Here is a 14,808-nt window from a genome sequence, read left to right as displayed (position 1 = left end):
AAAGCCGCCAGGGAGTTGAAATCCTGGCGGCTTTTAAGTAATCAGCCTTTCAGCATTTCCACCACCAGGGTAGCATTCCCGGTAGCAGGAGAGATGAGTCCGATTGACAGTCCTACCGTGCCCAGGGCAGAAGCAATTCAAACAAGGCCTTTGTCAGTGAACAGTAAGTATCTATGATTTTGGATGCTAATATAATTCTTTAAGATTGAATGATTATATGCTAAACTGAGAATAAAGAGCGGACTTTACAGAAAACTACTCCCCAACCATCGGTTGAGTTACCATAAATCAACTTATGGTTCGTTTATATCACCAGCGAAAGGTGTAAAGTTTGAGAGGAAAGGAGCACTGTGATGAATCAGGTTGAAATAGGAAAATTTATTGCTACCTGTCGTAAGGAGAAAAAATTGACTCAGGCACAGTTAGCAGAAAAGTTTAATATTACAGACAGAGCTGTCTCTAAATGGGAAACTGGAAAAAGTATGCCAGATTCGTCTATAATGTTAAAACTTTGTGAAATATTAGGTATTACAGTTAATGATTTATTAAGCGGGGAGGTAGTTGTTACGGATAATTATGAGAAAAAAGCAGATGAAAATTTAATTGCACTAAAAAGAAAAGATGAAAACAACATGAGTATAAATATAATTATTTCAATTGTGTTTTCAATAGCTCTTTTAATAGGAATAATAGTGTGCGCCATTTGTGATATTGCAATATCTGGTGAATTAACGTGGTCTCTTATTCCGATTAGTTCCATTATTTTTACCTGGGTTGTATCGTTCCCAATTATTATATCAGGGAGAAAGGGAATTTATGGAAGCCTGATATCAGTAAGTATTTTTATCATTCCATATTTATTTATATTGAGAAGCCTTATAAAAGTTAATGCTATTTTTTCAGTTGGTGCAATTATGGCAATTATTTCGACAGCGTACTTATGGCTCTTATTTGTGATTTTCAATCGCTTAAGAGAAAGAAAATTAGTTGCTGGTGGAATAACTTTTTTGTTATCCATTCCATTCATGTTAATTATAAATATAATATTATCAAGAATGATATCTGAACCTATAATTGATATATGGGATTTATTGTCAGCATTCATATTATTGATATTTGCATTCACGTTATTTGTCTGTGATTATGCTAAAAATAAAGGATTGGTAAAGTAACAAAAAAGGACACTTCTGTGACGCAAGGAAATCCCGGTGCTGTGTGCCACGGGATTTCCTGCCGTACTATTGTTATTTATAGAGATTTGGTGAAGTAATAGCGCTTTCCCGTTACTGGATAGTTCTCTAATGTGAAGACTTCTTTGTATCCATGTTTTTCATAAAACAGAGGCGCCTGAAAACTAAATGTATCTAAAAATGAATACTTACACCCACGCTCTTTTGCGGTTTCTTCCGCCTGGATTAAAATTTTACTTCCGATCTGCTTTCCACGCAACTCTTTGCTTACCCAGAGATACTTTACAAAAAGCCAGTTTCCATGGGTGCTGCCGATTAACCCTGCAATTTTTCTGCCTGTTTCATCTGGAAGATAGATTCCCAGATCCCTGGGATTTTTGTCTTCAATTCTTTCTAAATTATATTCCAGCAAGCCTTCAAAAATATATTTTTCATCGGTTTCATGAATGGTATCAGTTATCTCAAAAATCATTAACGTTAATCTCCTTTATACTCAGGCGGTTTCATTTTTACTTTATCAGAGCATACCACATTTACAAACAGGATTCTACCGTTTTTCTGCAGTTATTTACAGGAGTGTACTTGACAAGGTCTGAAAAAGAAAGTAAACTTAGTACTATTATTGGACTGGGAATGAAGCTCTCCCTGGATCGTTGGATTCAAACCGCACTTTGCTGATGGCTGCTGTATATTTATGTTAAATATACGGAAGTGATCAGTTATTTTTTTTGTTAAGGAGTAAAATTACTATGTTTGAAGAAAAGTTGAAAAATATAAGGCAACTTTTTATATTTGGGATATGCGCAGTAATAATTGGAGCTGTAGTAGGGGCTCTTGATGCAGGCTTTGGTAAAATGTTGATATATTTAACGGGTGTCCGGGAACGCTATTTTTTTCCTCTTATAATATTTTTACCGGCAGCAGGAGTAATCATAGCAAAAGCATATTCTTTGTTTGGGGGAAAATGTGTAAAAGGAATGGGGCTGATTTTTCAGGTAGGTCATGGAGAGGAAGATGAAATTCCTCTGCGGCTGATCCCTTTTACAGTAATCGGCACATGGCTGACCCACCTCTTTGGGGGCAGCGCCGGACGTGAAGGTGTGGCGGTACAGATTGGTGCAACCGTTTCTCACTGGGTTGGCCGTAAACTGAACATGGTTTCCGATCCAAAGGTATTTCTTGTAACAGGTATGGCCGCTGGATTCTCAGGATTATTCCAGACACCCATTGCCGCGTGCTTCTTTGCACTTGAAGTTTTAATCGCGGGCTCTTTGCAGTATACGGCTCTATTTCCAGCAGTAATTGCAGCCTTTGTGGCAACCTGGGTTTCCGGCAGCCTGGGTCTGGAAAAATTTCATTATAATCTTCAGACACAGATACAGCTGGATCCTGTTTTCCTTATAAAAATAATTTTATCAGGGATTATATTTGGCTTAGTGGGTGCAATGTTTGCTCATGGCTTAAAACTGGTGAAGGACAAATTAAATAACCGGTTTAAGAGTCCCGTCAGTAAAATAGCCATAGTAGGAACGATCCTGGTGATTTTACTCATGCTGTCAGGAATGGGACGGTATTCCGGTCTTGGTACAAACCTGATTTCAGCAAGCTTTCATGGCGATAAGATATACCAGTGGGACTGGGTTTTAAAACTTGTTTTAACAATAATTACATTGGCAGCAGGATATCAAGGAGGAGAAGTTACACCTCTGTTTTCCATTGGATCAACACTTGGAGCTGCCCTGGCGGTGATACTTGGCCTGCCCGTTGAGTTTGCTGCAGCATTGGGATATACGGCAGTTTTCGGCAGTGCTACCAATACTCTTTTGGCTCCTGTGTTTATAGGAGCAGAGGTTTTTGGATACTCTTATGTGCCGTATTTTTTCCTGGTATGCTGCGTGGCTTATGTCTTTAACGATAACAAGTCCATCTATTCTGCGCAAAAAAATCTACAGGATATGCTATAATTTATATAGAAAATAACAGGCTGACTTCATTTCTTCGAAGTCAGCCTGTTTCTGTTATTGTTCTGTTATTGGCTCCGTTTTTATCTTGACACTTTCTTGATACCAATCATGATGAATTGACACATTCTTGACATCTTTTCTGATATTATTATGATTGCAAATAACAAAAAAGGAGATGAGAGTAATGGAAATCGTACTGGTAGTATCAGGCTGTATTGGTCTGGCTTTGCTGATTTACTTATTCTATATTTTATTTCGAGGTGAAAATTTATGAAGATGATAATCCTTCAGGATATTTTATACGTTTCTCTTCTTATTGGATTGTCCATTCCACTGGGCATTTATATCTATAAGGTGATGACGGGTCAGAACGTATTCCTGACCCGAGTGCTTGCACCTGTGGAGTATGGAATCTATAAACTCATGGGAGTGAAAAGTGACGAAGAAATGGGGGCAAAGAGATATGCTCTTTCTGTCCTTGTATTCAGTGGAATCGGTTTTATCTTCCTCTGGCTGATTCAGCTGTTCCAGGGCGTACTGCCGTTTCAGCAGGCAGGAATAAAAGGCACAAGCTGGCATCTGGCCTTTAACACGGCTGCAAGCTTTGTATCCAATACCAACTGGCAGGCGTATTCCGGTGAAACAGGTATGACTTATTTCACCCAGTTTACAGGGCTCACCGTTCAGAATTTTGTTTCTGCGGCAACGGGGATTGCGGTAGTATTTGCCCTGATCAGAGGTTTTGTTTCAAAAGAGAAAAAGACAATCGGAAGTTTTTGGGTGGATCTGACCAGAACTACGCTCTATGTACTGCTTCCATTGTCCATGATTCTTGCCATTGTGCTGGTTTCACAGGGCGTGGTTCAGACCTTTGGACCTTACAAACAGGTTGCCATGCTGGAAAACGGGGCGGTCCAGACCATTCCCCTGGGACCGGCGGCAAGTCAGATTGCCATTAAACAGCTTGGAACAAACGGCGGCGGATTTTTTGGAGCCAATTCGGCATTTCCCCTTGAGAATCCCACGGCATTATCAAACCTTCTTCAGGTGCTGTCCATTCTTCTGATTCCTGCATCGCTTTGCGTGTCTTTTGGAAAAGCGGTAAAGGACAGCAGCCAGGGAAGAGTTATCTATATCGTCATGATGTTTTTCTTTGCTGTTTCCCTGATTGGGGTAACAGCAAGTGAGCAGGTTTCCGCTCCATACTTTTCGGGAGCAGCAGCTTCTGCCAGCATGGAAGGGAAAGAGGTGATTCATGGAGCAGGTGCCTCATCCTTATGGGCGGTGGCGACTACTGCCGCTTCAAACGGTTCCGTAAACTCCATGCACGACAGCTTCACCCCCCTTGGCGGCATGGTCTTAATGTTTCTGATGCAGCTGGGAGAAATTGTTTTTGGCGGTGTGGGCAGCGGTCTTTATGGAATGCTGGCATTTGTTCTTCTCACCGTATTTATTGCAGGGCTGATGGTGGGCAGGACTCCGGAATATTTAGGGAAAAAGGTGGAGCCTTATGATATGAAAATGGTTTGTCTGCTTGTGCTCGTTCCGCCCCTGGTAACACTGATTGGTACCGCAGCAGCAGTTTCCATACCTGCCGCTTCGTCGTGGCTGACCAATTCAGGTGCTCATGGTTTTTCTGAGATTTTATATGCCTTCACTTCAATGGGAAATAACAATGGCAGCGCTTTTGCCGGTTTCAATGCGGATACCGTTTTCACCAATTTAACCGGTGGTATTATCATGCTGCTTGCCCGTTTTATACCCATGACTGCTGCAATTTACCTCGCCGGTAATATGGCTGGGAAGAAAACGGTTGCTGGCGGTGAGGGAACATTATCAACCAGTGATACCATGTTTGCAGGGCTTTTAATCGGAGTAATCTTTATCATCGGAGCGCTGAGCTTTTTACCGGCTTTAGCTCTGGGACCGATTGCCGATTATTTTACGATGTAACAGAGTGAGGTGATCAATATGGAAAAGAAAAGTGTAAATAAAAATATTTTAGCCGATGCCCTGAAACAGTCCTTTGTGAAGCTGGCTCCCGGCATACAAGTGAAAAATCCCGTTATGCTGGTAGTCTATATGGGGGCAATTCTCACCTCAGTTCTTTATATCCTGTCATTTATGGGAGTCAAAGATGAGAACGGAGGCTATATTCTGGCCATATCGCTGATTTTGTGGTTTACCGTTTTATTCGCCAATTTTGCAGAAGCCATCGCAGAAGGGCGGGGGCGGGCTCAGGCCGATACTCTTCGTAAGGCGCGTAAGGATGTGAGGGCGAGAAAGCTTAAATCCCCAGGGAATGCAGAAGAATTTACAGAAGTACTGTCTGCTGAGCTGAAAAAAGGGGATATCGTATATGTAAAAGCGGGAGAGCAGATTCCCATGGATGGGGAAGTAATCGACGGTGCTGCATCTGTGGATGAAAGTGCAATTACCGGTGAATCGGCTCCTGTTATCCGTGAATCAGGCGGTGACAGAAGCGCGGTGACAGGAGGAACCACACTGGTATCTGACTGGCTTGTAATTGAGGTGACAGCGGAAGCAGGAGAGAGCTTTCTTGATAAGATGATTGCCATGGTAGAGGGTGCTTCCAGAAAAAAAACACCCAATGAGATCGCGCTGCAGATCTTGCTTGTGACTTTAACCATTATATTTCTGGTGGTAACAGCGGCTCTTTTGCCTTTTTCAGGATTTGCAAGCCTTCAGGCCGGCAGGGGTTCGGCTATTTCCATCACAAATGTGATCGCCCTTCTGGTCTGCCTTGCCCCCACTACCATCGGTGCGCTGTTGTCCTCCATCGGCATAGCCGGTATGAGCCGGTTAAATCAGGCGAATGTACTGGCAATGAGCGGCCGGGCGATTGAAGCCGCAGGGGACGTGGATGTACTTTTGCTGGATAAGACCGGAACAATCACTTTGGGAAACCGCCAGGCAAGTGAATTTATTCCGGTAAATGGTGTGACGGAGCAGGAACTGGCAGACGCAGCCCAGCTTTCTTCTCTTGCCGATGAAACGGCAGAAGGGCGAAGCATTGTGGTTCTGGCTAAGGAAAGGTTTGGAATACGTGGGAGAGAACTTTCCCGGCTGAATGCAGAATTTGTGGAATTTACAGCGAAAACCAGGATGAGCGGCATTGACTATCAGGGAACCCAGATCCGGAAAGGCGCGGCAGAATCAGTAAAGGCATTTGTGACGGAACAGGGTGGTATTTATCCGGAGGAATGCCAGCAGATTGTAAAACGTGTTGCAGGTGCAGGAGGAACCCCCCTTGTTGTTGCAAAAAACAGCCAGGTCATGGGTGTAATTTATCTGAAAGATATTGTGAAAAATGGCGTGAAGGAACGTTTTGAAGATTTACGTAAAATGGGAATCAGAACAATCATGATTACCGGCGATAATCCCATGACTGCTGCGGCAATCGCCGCTGAAGCGGGAGTGGATGATTTTCTTGCAGAGGCAACACCGGAAACCAAGCTGGCACTCATCCGTGACTATCAGTTAAAAGGGCATCTGGTTGCCATGACCGGTGACGGAACCAACGATGCTCCGGCTCTGGCTCAGGCAGACGTGGCCGTGGCAATGAATTCGGGTACACAGGCAGCGAAGGAAGCAGGCAATATGGTGGATCTGGACTCCAGTCCTACGAAGCTGATTGATATTGTACGGATAGGCAAACAGCTGCTGATGACAAGAGGTTCTCTGACCACATTCAGTGTGGCAAATGATGTGGCGAAATATTTTGCCATAATCCCTGTTTTATTCTTTGGGATCTACCCCCAGCTGGCTGCCTTAAACTTTATGGGACTGACCAGTTCAAAAACTGCCATTCTTTCGGCAATTATTTATAACGCGCTGATTATTATAGCGCTCATCCCACTGGCACTGAAAGGCGTAAAATACCGTGAACTGCCTGCAGGGAAGCTGCTGAAAAGAAACATGCTGATTTATGGCCTGGGCGGAATTACAGCACCGTTTATTGCAATAAAACTAATTGATATGCTGCTGACTGCCGGGAAAATTGTGTGAGGTGAAACCATGATGGGAAAAACAAATCTATTGAGACCCGCTTTTATCTGTTTCTGCGTAATGACAGTATTGTGCGGAATCCTTTATACAGCAGCCATTACAGGGATTGCACAGATTATATTTCCAAAACAGGCAAACGGAAGTATGATTACAGTTACATTAAAGGATGGTTCCAAAAAGGAGTACGGATCTGAACTGATCGCCCAGGAGTTTACAAAGCCGGAATATTTAATAGGAAGGCCTATGGGTACGTCTAACCTTTCGCCTGTAGGGAAAGAGCAAAAAGATCTGGTGCAGGAACGGATAGACTGGTGGCATTCCATTGATCCGGATAATACAGCAAAAATACCAATGGATCTGGTAACAGCTTCGGGAAGCGGTGCAGATCCCCATATTTCACCAGAAGCCGCACAGTATCAGGCATCACGGATTGCCAGGGAACGAAATATAAGTGAGGAAGCTGTGGAAGAATTGATTGAAAAATATACTACAGAACCATTTCTGGGTATCTGGGGTGAGCCGGCTGTTAATGTCCTGAAAGTAAATTTAGCCCTTGATGGATTGCTGTAATTTAAATACAATGGTGATATAATAGGAGGGAGGTGAGAAATAATGGAAATAGAGGAAGTGCGTCCGGATCCCGATGCCATTTTAGATGAAATCAGGGCTCATCAGGAAACAGATTGTGGGAAGCTTAAAATTTTTTTCGGCTATGCGGCAGGAGTAGGAAAAACCTATGCCATGCTTGACGATGCACAGGAACAGTACCGGTGCGGGAAGAACGTACTGGTTGGTTATATTGAACCACATACACGTCCGGATACCATGCAGTTTTTGCAGGGGCTGCCTGCAATTCCGCCCAGAAAGATATTATACCGCAATATAGAACTTCAGGAATTTGATCTGGACGAAGCGTTAAGACGCAGACCGGAGCTGATTCTGGTAGATGAACTTGCCCATACAAATGCGGAAGGTGTCAGAAACAGAAAACGATTTCAGGATATAGAGGAACTTTTGAATGCAGGAATTGACGTTTATACCACGGTCAATGTTCAGCACATGGAAAGTCTGAATGATGTGATTGAGGATATAACAAAGGTAAGGGTAAAAGAAACGGTTCCTGACTATATCTTTGAGCGTGCCGATATGATAAAGCTTGTTGATATCGAACCACAGGAGCTGCTCCGGCGTTTTGAGGAAGGTAAGATCTACAGACCTGATCAGGCACAGACTGCCATGCTCAATTTCTTCTCCCTTGCCAACTTAAAGCTGCTGCGTGAAATAGCAATGCGAAAAGCAGCTGACAGAATCAGCAATGAAAATCAGAATGAACGGCGGTTATCTCAAAAACTGGCCAATACCAAGATGTTAGTCTGTATCGGACCGTCTCCCTCCTCCGCCAGATGTATCAGGTGGACGGCGCGGGCGGCGGATGCGTTCCATGCACATTGGGTGGCTCTCTACGTTGAGCGTATTGAAAACAATGATCTGACAGAAGAGCAGCAAAAAACAATCCGTACAAACCTGGATCTGGCTGAAAAACTGGGCGCGGAAGTTGTTACTCTTTCTGGTCATGATATTGCGGAAACGGTCTCCGAGTACGCAAAGCTGTCAGGAATCACCAACATAGTCGTAGGAAAAAGCCGGAATAAAAAATCCATCAGCAGTCTGTTTGAATTGGACTTTGAGGATAAGCTGATTTCACTTCTGCCCAATATTGAGATATACATTATACCTGGCACCACAATCCGCCGGAATTATAAAAAGCCCCGCAAAACAATCCCCATTAAAAAATTCAACTTTACCTGGCTGGATTTTACTAAGACTATGGGCCTTTTAACGGCTGCCACTGTTCTGAGTCTGGGACTTCGGAGGCTGGATATCGGTGATCAGAATATTATAATGGCTTATATTCTTTCCGTCCTGATCATTTCAAGGATTACCACAGGGCATGTATATGGAGTGATTGCGTCGGTGATAAGCGTATTGGCCTTTAATTTCTTTTTCACGGAACCCTACTACACTTTTAACACCATACAGGCTGGATATTCTGTTACATTTCTCATCATGCTGCTGGCAGCTCTGATTACAAGTACTCTGACGGTGAGAATTAAGACACAGGCAAGTCTGGCAGTACAAAGGGAACGCCGAACGGAGGTTCTTTATGAAATTAACAAAAAGCTTCTTATAACAAGAGGACTTGAACAGATCGTTGCCCTGACAAATGAATACATTGTTAATTTGTTTGGCCGTTCCGTTGTATTTTTTGCTACTGACCCGGAACTGGGAGACGATGGGAGTATGATGCAGGGACCGGGTGATGTAGATGGCTCTGTACTTAACTCAGCAGATGAGAAGGCTGTGGCTCACTGGGTTTTTCTTAATCAGAAACGGGCGGGAGCCGGAACGGATACACTTATGGGCGCCTCTGCATTTTACATGCCGGTTATTTCTCAGGGAAAGGTGCTTGCTGTCTTGGGTATTTCCTGTTTAAAAGGCACACTGGATCACAATACCCGGCTGTTTCTGCGCATGATAGCCTCTCAGGTGGCCATGTCCCTGGAACGCCAGCGCCTGTCAGATGAACAGAGGAGTATCATTGTCGAGGCAGAAAAAGAAAAAATGCGGAGCAATCTACTGCGGGCAATTGCACATGATCTTCGTACACCTCTTGCCGGAATTCTTGGTGCCAGCTCTGCCATTCGTGATAATAAGAATACTCTTGATGAGAAAACCTGTGAGAAGCTGAATGGGGATATTCAGGAGGAGGCACAATGGCTCCTGCGTATGGTGGAAAATCTTCTGTCCGTAACCCGTATTAATGAGAGTGCCTCCAAAGTAACAAAAAGTCCGGAAGCCGCTGAGGAAGTGATCGCTGAAGCTGTTGGACGGATTAAAAAGAGGTTCCCACAGCGTAAAATGATTGTCCGTGTGCCCGATGAGCTGCTGGAAGTTCCTATGGATGGAACCCTGATTGCGCAGGTACTCATTAATTTACTGGAAAATGCCATTAAACATTCAACGGATGACTCTTTTGTAGAAGTCATTTTAAAAAAGACAGGAGAGAATGCCATGTTTCAGGTGCTTGACCATGGAAAAGGAATTGCAGACGAGGATTATCCTTATCTTTTTACAAGTTATGTACCAAACGGAAACAAAAGCTCTGATTCTTCCAGGGGCATGGGGATCGGTCTTTCTATCTGCATGACAATAATAAAGGCACATAACGGTACGATGGAAGCGTATAACCGGTTAGAAGGCGGAGCAGTCTTCCAATTCTCTTTACCGCTGGAAGGAAGTGAATCGTATGGATATTAAACCAATGGTTCTGGTTATAGAAGATGAAAATGCCATCTGCAACTTTATTACAGCAATCTTAAATTCCAACGGGTATCGGGTTGCAAAATCAAACACCGGTAAGACAGGGCTTTCAATGGCAGCTTCTTATAATCCTGATGTGATTCTCCTTGATTTAGGGCTTCCGGATATGGACGGTGTGGATGTGTTAAAGAACATACGGGAGTGGTCCAGAATACCGGTGGTGGTAGTTTCCGCCCGGGGGCATGAAAGGGAGAAAGTAGAAGTACTTGATTACGGTGCTGACGACTATATCGTAAAACCATTTGGGACATCGGAACTGCTTGCCCGCATACGGACAGCGCTTCGCCACAGCCCCCAAAGCATGGGAGGGGAATCAAATGGAACTGAGAAGATAACCATTGGTGATCTTGAAATTGATTTCGGAAAACGGCTGGTTCTTCTTGAGGGAAATATGGTTCATCTGACGCCGGTAGAGTATAAAATCCTTGCATTGCTGTCAAAAAACCCAGGAAAAGTGCTTACCCATGATTATATTATCAAGGAGATATGGGGAGCTTATGCCGATGACAGCCATACTCTGCGTGTTAATATGGCAAATATCCGGAGAAAAATTGAATCAAATCCGGGATTCCCTAAATATATTTTAACGGAAATGGGAGTAGGATACCGAATGGCAGAGGAAATAAATGAAAACAGGACAGGAGTGTGATAAATATGAAGCGGCTGATTTTAGTAACATCCCCTCCGGCAAGCGGAAAAACATATATATCCAAACAGCTTGCCAGGAATTTAAAGCACGTGGTTTATCTTGATAAAGATACTCTGATCGTTTTATCCAAGCAGATATTTGTGGCAGCGGGTCAGGAATACAACAGAAGTTCTGATTTTTTTGAGGCGAATATCCGGGATTATGAGTATATGGCAATCGTTGATCTTGCCATGGAAGCTTTGGACTATGATGATATTGTTCTGATTAACGCTCCATTTACAAGAGAAATAAGAGATACCGGGTATATGAATGCCCTGCGGAAAAGACTGGCAGAAAAAGATGCAAAGCTTACCGTAATATGGGTTCAGACGGATGTGGAAGTATGCAGGCAGAGGATGATTGAGCGAAACAGTGACCGGGACCAGTGGAAGCTGGACCATTGGGAAGAATATATTGCAGGTGTTAATTTTGACATACCAGAAGAATTAGATGATCCAGACTGTAACGATGATCTGTTAATCTTTAAAAACTCCTCGGATACTGAATTTCAGGCATCCATGAAAGAAATATTAGAAATTATTGAAAGTGAATAGCTTTTACTTTTATATGTAAAACAGGCTGACTCCGGAACAAGGAGGCCAGCCTGTTTTATTAAAAGCAAATTAATACAAGCTATTAAAAATCTGTATTGACTAACATATCATAATGTTATATCATTAAAATATATTAAATAGATCCGGTAACTGCCAATATAGCAATAGCAGGCGGATTATTAAAAAGGAGTATACTATAATGAGACAACGAGTTCGCAAAGGGATATTGGTTTTCTCTGCTTTAATGTTTCCAATGACATTTTTTCTTTTATCCCCTTTTGTAATTGTTTTATCTGCCACACAAGGTGTTTTGAATGGAAGTGCCATGATTTTTGGTTTTCTCCTGATATTTTCGGTCATTGGAAGCCGGCTTTTCTGCGGATGGCTTTGCCCCGGAGGAGCTGTTCAGGATTATATTTCCGGTGCTAACAACCGCCACTGGAACAGCAGGTGGAAGAATCTGACCAAGTATATGGTCTGGCTGGTGTGGTTTTCATTCATCGTTTTTCTTTGGATACATAATCGTCCCCTAAAAGCAGATTTTCTGTATTTCATTGACATCAATACGCTATACCTTATCATTTATGTAATTGTAATGTCCATCATCTATTTATTCACTTTAATGACTGGGAAACGTGGAATGTGCCACAGCCTTTGCTGGATGGCTCCGTTTATGGTAATTGGCGAAACAATTGCAGACGCTCTTCATATACCAAGATTCCGGTTGAAAGCGAAACCCGATCACTGCGTCTCCTGTGGTAAATGCAGCAAAATCTGTCCAATGGGGCTGGATATAGCTGAGATGGTTAAATCAGGACGTGTAGATAGTAAAGAATGTATTAACTGCCTGGAATGTGTGGATGGTTGCCCAAAGAAAGCAATAAAATTTGGAATATACAAGAGATAATCTTATGAAAATCTTAGGTAATTCTAATGCAAAAAATTATAAATAAAGCAGTTGTATTTGATATAATAATAGAATAGCTTTGAATTCTTAAAATTATCTGAGAGGTGGTAGCCGGTTTTGAATGACAAAATACTTGTGGTAGATGATGAGCAGGAAATTGCTGATCTGATCGAGGTGTATTTAAACAATGAGAACTATACGGTATACAAATTTTATTCTGCCAGGGCTGCTATGGCTTGCATGGAAAAGACGAAACCAGACCTTGCCATTTTAGATGTTATGATGCCTGACATAAACGGGTTTGAACTTTGCAGGAAAATTCGGGAGCATGATACCTATCCGATTATTATGCTCACCGCAAAGGATGAGGAAGTTGATAAAATCACAGGTCTGACATTAGGAGCTGATGATTATGTTACAAAGCCTTTTCGACCGCTGGAATTAATAGCCAGAGTAAAGGCACAGCTGCGAAGATATAAAAAGTATAATGGGGCAAAAGAAGAATTGGAATCATCTCCGGTTTTATGTCACTCGGGACTTGAAATAAACACCAATACCCACGAATGTCTGCTTAACGGGAAACCTGTCTGGCTGACGCCTACTGAATTTTCCATACTCCGTATTCTGCTGGAAAATATGGGCAAGGTAGTAAGCTCTGAGAAGTTGTTTCGTGATATCTGGCAGGACGAGTATTACAGCAAAAGTAATAATACTATAACGGTTCATATCCGGCATCTGCGTGAAAAACTGGGAGATACGGGTGAGGAATCCAAATACATCAAAACCATATGGGGAGTGGGATACAAGATATAAAAAAACAGAAGGTGATGGCAATGAAAGTTAACAGTATGGAAAAAAAGCTTGGGGTGAAACTTTGTATTTCTTTACTTCTCTATACCTTGGGAGGTTATATACTGGCAATTCTGGCTGATTATGGTTTAAGTAAATATTCTGATTCATTATTCCAGTGGCTTCATTTAAGAATAGAACTGATCTACTGTCTTTATCTGGTTGCTGGTTTTTGCTGTATATTTTATCATTACTGGAAAAAACCATGGGCTTATTTGGAGGAAGTAGTCAATGCTGCTAAAACGGTATATCAGCAAAATGACAGCACCATTGAATTATCGGAACCTCTAAAAGAGGTGGAAAAACAGATGAATCAGATTAAAATGTCGGTTCTTCTCAGCCAGCAGTCTGTAAAAGAGGCTGAAAATAAAAAGAATGAACTGATCATGTATCTTGCACATGATATTCGAACGCCTCTCACCACCGTAATCGGTTATTTAAACCTGCTGGAGGAAGCGCCTGATATGCCTTCTGAACAAAAGGTAAAATATGTGGGGATTGCTTTAAAAAAGGCCAACCGCCTGGAGAAACTGATTAACGAATTTTTTGAAATTTCCCGGTATCATACCCAGCAGATTAAATTGAAGAAAGCGGAGGTTGATTTATACTATATGCTGGTCCAGCTTATGGATGAGTTTTTTCCGGTTCTGTCTGCAAGGGGAAATTATGCAGTACTTCATGGAGATGAGACACTGTCGGTTTATGGAGATCCGGAAAAACTGGCCCGTGTATTTAACAATATTCTGAAAAATGCTGCTGCATACAGTTACCCGGATACGGAAATAACAATTTCAGCAAAAAAGCAGAAGGAATTTATTCTTATTACATTTGAAAACCATGGACCCACAATTCCAGAAGATCAGTTATCTGGAATATTTGAAAAGTTTAACCGTTTGGATGATGCCCGTAAAACAGATACCGGAGGTGCCGGGCTGGGGTTATCCATTGCTGATGAAATCGTCCGTCTGCACGGCGGAGAAATAACTGTGCAAAGTGAATCGGAAACAGTTACCTTTGTGGTATCACTTCCCGCCTGATTTTAGGAAAAATCAATCACATATTAGGATTTTCTTAGGAAAATCTCCAGCTGTTCTTAAAGTTAAAAACGTCCCTGTTCTGTAAAATAAAACAGAACAGGGATGTTTTTATTTTAAAATAAGCATTCTGGTGATATGTCAAGAATAACTTAGAAAAGATTTTGATATGTTTTAGTTATAAAAGGGTTCACTTAATAAAGCATACAAGA

At 42.3% G+C, this 14,808-nt stretch carries 12 protein-coding genes and 1 riboswitch; of the genes, 11 read left to right on the top strand and 1 reads right to left on the bottom strand.

Going from position 1 to position 14,808, the window contains the following annotated elements; all coding sequences use genetic code 11:
* Positions 1-353 precede the first annotated feature (353 nt).
* A complete protein-coding gene (locus BXY41_RS12160) occupies positions 354-1,172 on the top strand; it encodes a helix-turn-helix domain-containing protein (protein WP_104437127.1) in 819 nt (272 codons plus the stop codon).
* 76 nt (positions 1,173-1,248) lie between these two features.
* On the opposite strand, the gene BXY41_RS12155 is transcribed toward BXY41_RS12160, so the two are convergent.
* A complete protein-coding gene (locus BXY41_RS12155) occupies positions 1,249-1,662 on the bottom strand; it encodes a GNAT family N-acetyltransferase (protein WP_104437126.1) in 414 nt (137 codons plus the stop codon).
* Between the two features lie 148 nt (positions 1,663-1,810).
* Positions 1,811-1,884: riboswitch (Fluoride riboswitch) on the top strand.
* A 55-nt stretch (positions 1,885-1,939) separates the two neighbouring features.
* Between BXY41_RS12155 and BXY41_RS12150 the strand changes: the two genes are divergently transcribed.
* The 10 genes from BXY41_RS12150 (at position 1,940) to BXY41_RS12100 (ending at position 14,599) form a co-directional block, all read left to right on the top strand.
* Positions 1,940-3,154 carry a chloride channel protein gene (locus tag BXY41_RS12150; RefSeq protein ID WP_104437125.1) on the top strand — a complete coding sequence of 405 codons (1,215 nt, stop codon included), beginning with the start codon at positions 1,940-1,942 and terminating at the stop codon, positions 3,152-3,154.
* Between the two features lie 270 nt (positions 3,155-3,424).
* Positions 3,425-5,107, top strand: coding sequence for a potassium-transporting ATPase subunit KdpA (gene kdpA, locus BXY41_RS12140; RefSeq protein WP_104437123.1), 1,683 nt, complete (start codon positions 3,425-3,427; stop codon positions 5,105-5,107).
* A gap of 18 nt (positions 5,108-5,125) precedes the next feature.
* Positions 5,126-7,183 carry a potassium-transporting ATPase subunit KdpB gene (gene kdpB / locus BXY41_RS12135; protein WP_104437122.1) on the top strand — a complete coding sequence of 686 codons (2,058 nt, stop codon included), beginning with the start codon at positions 5,126-5,128 and terminating at the stop codon, positions 7,181-7,183.
* Between the two features lie 9 nt (positions 7,184-7,192).
* On the top strand, positions 7,193-7,753 hold the full coding sequence (gene kdpC, locus BXY41_RS12130; RefSeq protein WP_242980183.1) for a potassium-transporting ATPase subunit KdpC: 561 nt from the start codon (positions 7,193-7,195) through the stop codon (positions 7,751-7,753).
* Positions 7,754-7,795: 42 nt separating this feature from the next.
* On the top strand, positions 7,796-10,501 hold the full coding sequence (locus tag BXY41_RS12125; RefSeq protein WP_104437120.1) for a sensor histidine kinase: 2,706 nt from the start codon (positions 7,796-7,798) through the stop codon (positions 10,499-10,501).
* A complete protein-coding gene (locus tag BXY41_RS12120) occupies positions 10,491-11,213 on the top strand; it encodes a response regulator (protein ID WP_104437119.1) in 723 nt (240 codons plus the stop codon). The genes BXY41_RS12125 and BXY41_RS12120 overlap by 11 nt, the downstream gene beginning before the upstream one ends.
* 5 nt (positions 11,214-11,218) lie before the next feature.
* Entirely contained in the window at positions 11,219-11,806 is a 588-nt protein-coding gene (locus tag BXY41_RS12115; RefSeq protein ID WP_104437118.1) for a P-loop nucleotide/nucleoside kinase family protein, read from the top strand.
* Between the two features lie 199 nt (positions 11,807-12,005).
* Positions 12,006-12,713: a 4Fe-4S binding protein gene (locus BXY41_RS12110; RefSeq protein WP_104437117.1), complete on the top strand. Its 708-nt coding sequence runs from the start codon at positions 12,006-12,008 to the stop codon at positions 12,711-12,713.
* Between the two features lie 117 nt (positions 12,714-12,830).
* Entirely contained in the window at positions 12,831-13,526 is a 696-nt protein-coding gene (gene vanR / locus BXY41_RS12105) for a VanR-ABDEGLN family response regulator transcription factor (RefSeq protein ID WP_104437116.1), read from the top strand.
* A 20-nt stretch (positions 13,527-13,546) separates the two neighbouring features.
* On the top strand, positions 13,547-14,599 hold the full coding sequence (locus tag BXY41_RS12100; protein ID WP_341457833.1) for a sensor histidine kinase: 1,053 nt from the start codon (positions 13,547-13,549) through the stop codon (positions 14,597-14,599).
* Positions 14,600-14,808: the final 209 nt, after the last annotated feature.

The organism is Lacrimispora xylanisolvens, assembly GCF_002934545.1.
GTDB lineage: Bacteria > Bacillota > Clostridia > Lachnospirales > Lachnospiraceae > Lacrimispora > Lacrimispora xylanisolvens.
The sequence above is the reverse complement of the archived record's forward strand: the minus strand, read 5'-3'. Positions and strand labels throughout refer to the sequence as shown.

Excerpts from the sequence above, each read along its gene's own strand:
- BXY41_RS12160 (WP_104437127.1), top strand. The coding sequence starts at position 354 with ATGAATCAGGTTGAAATAGGAAAATTTATTGCTACCTGTCGTAAGGAG.
- BXY41_RS12155 (WP_104437126.1), bottom strand. The coding sequence starts at position 1,662 with ATGATTTTTGAGATAACTGATACCATTCATGAAACCGATGAAAAATAT.
- BXY41_RS12150 (WP_104437125.1), top strand. The coding sequence starts at position 1,940 with ATGTTTGAAGAAAAGTTGAAAAATATAAGGCAACTTTTTATATTTGGG.
- kdpA (WP_104437123.1), top strand. The coding sequence starts at position 3,425 with ATGAAGATGATAATCCTTCAGGATATTTTATACGTTTCTCTTCTTATT.
- kdpB (WP_104437122.1), top strand. The coding sequence starts at position 5,126 with ATGGAAAAGAAAAGTGTAAATAAAAATATTTTAGCCGATGCCCTGAAA.
- kdpC (WP_242980183.1), top strand. The coding sequence starts at position 7,193 with ATGATGGGAAAAACAAATCTATTGAGACCCGCTTTTATCTGTTTCTGC.
- BXY41_RS12125 (WP_104437120.1), top strand. The coding sequence starts at position 7,796 with ATGGAAATAGAGGAAGTGCGTCCGGATCCCGATGCCATTTTAGATGAA.
- BXY41_RS12120 (WP_104437119.1), top strand. The coding sequence starts at position 10,491 with ATGGATATTAAACCAATGGTTCTGGTTATAGAAGATGAAAATGCCATC.
- BXY41_RS12115 (WP_104437118.1), top strand. The coding sequence starts at position 11,219 with ATGAAGCGGCTGATTTTAGTAACATCCCCTCCGGCAAGCGGAAAAACA.
- BXY41_RS12110 (WP_104437117.1), top strand. The coding sequence starts at position 12,006 with ATGAGACAACGAGTTCGCAAAGGGATATTGGTTTTCTCTGCTTTAATG.
- BXY41_RS12100 (WP_341457833.1), top strand. The coding sequence starts at position 13,547 with ATGAAAGTTAACAGTATGGAAAAAAAGCTTGGGGTGAAACTTTGTATT.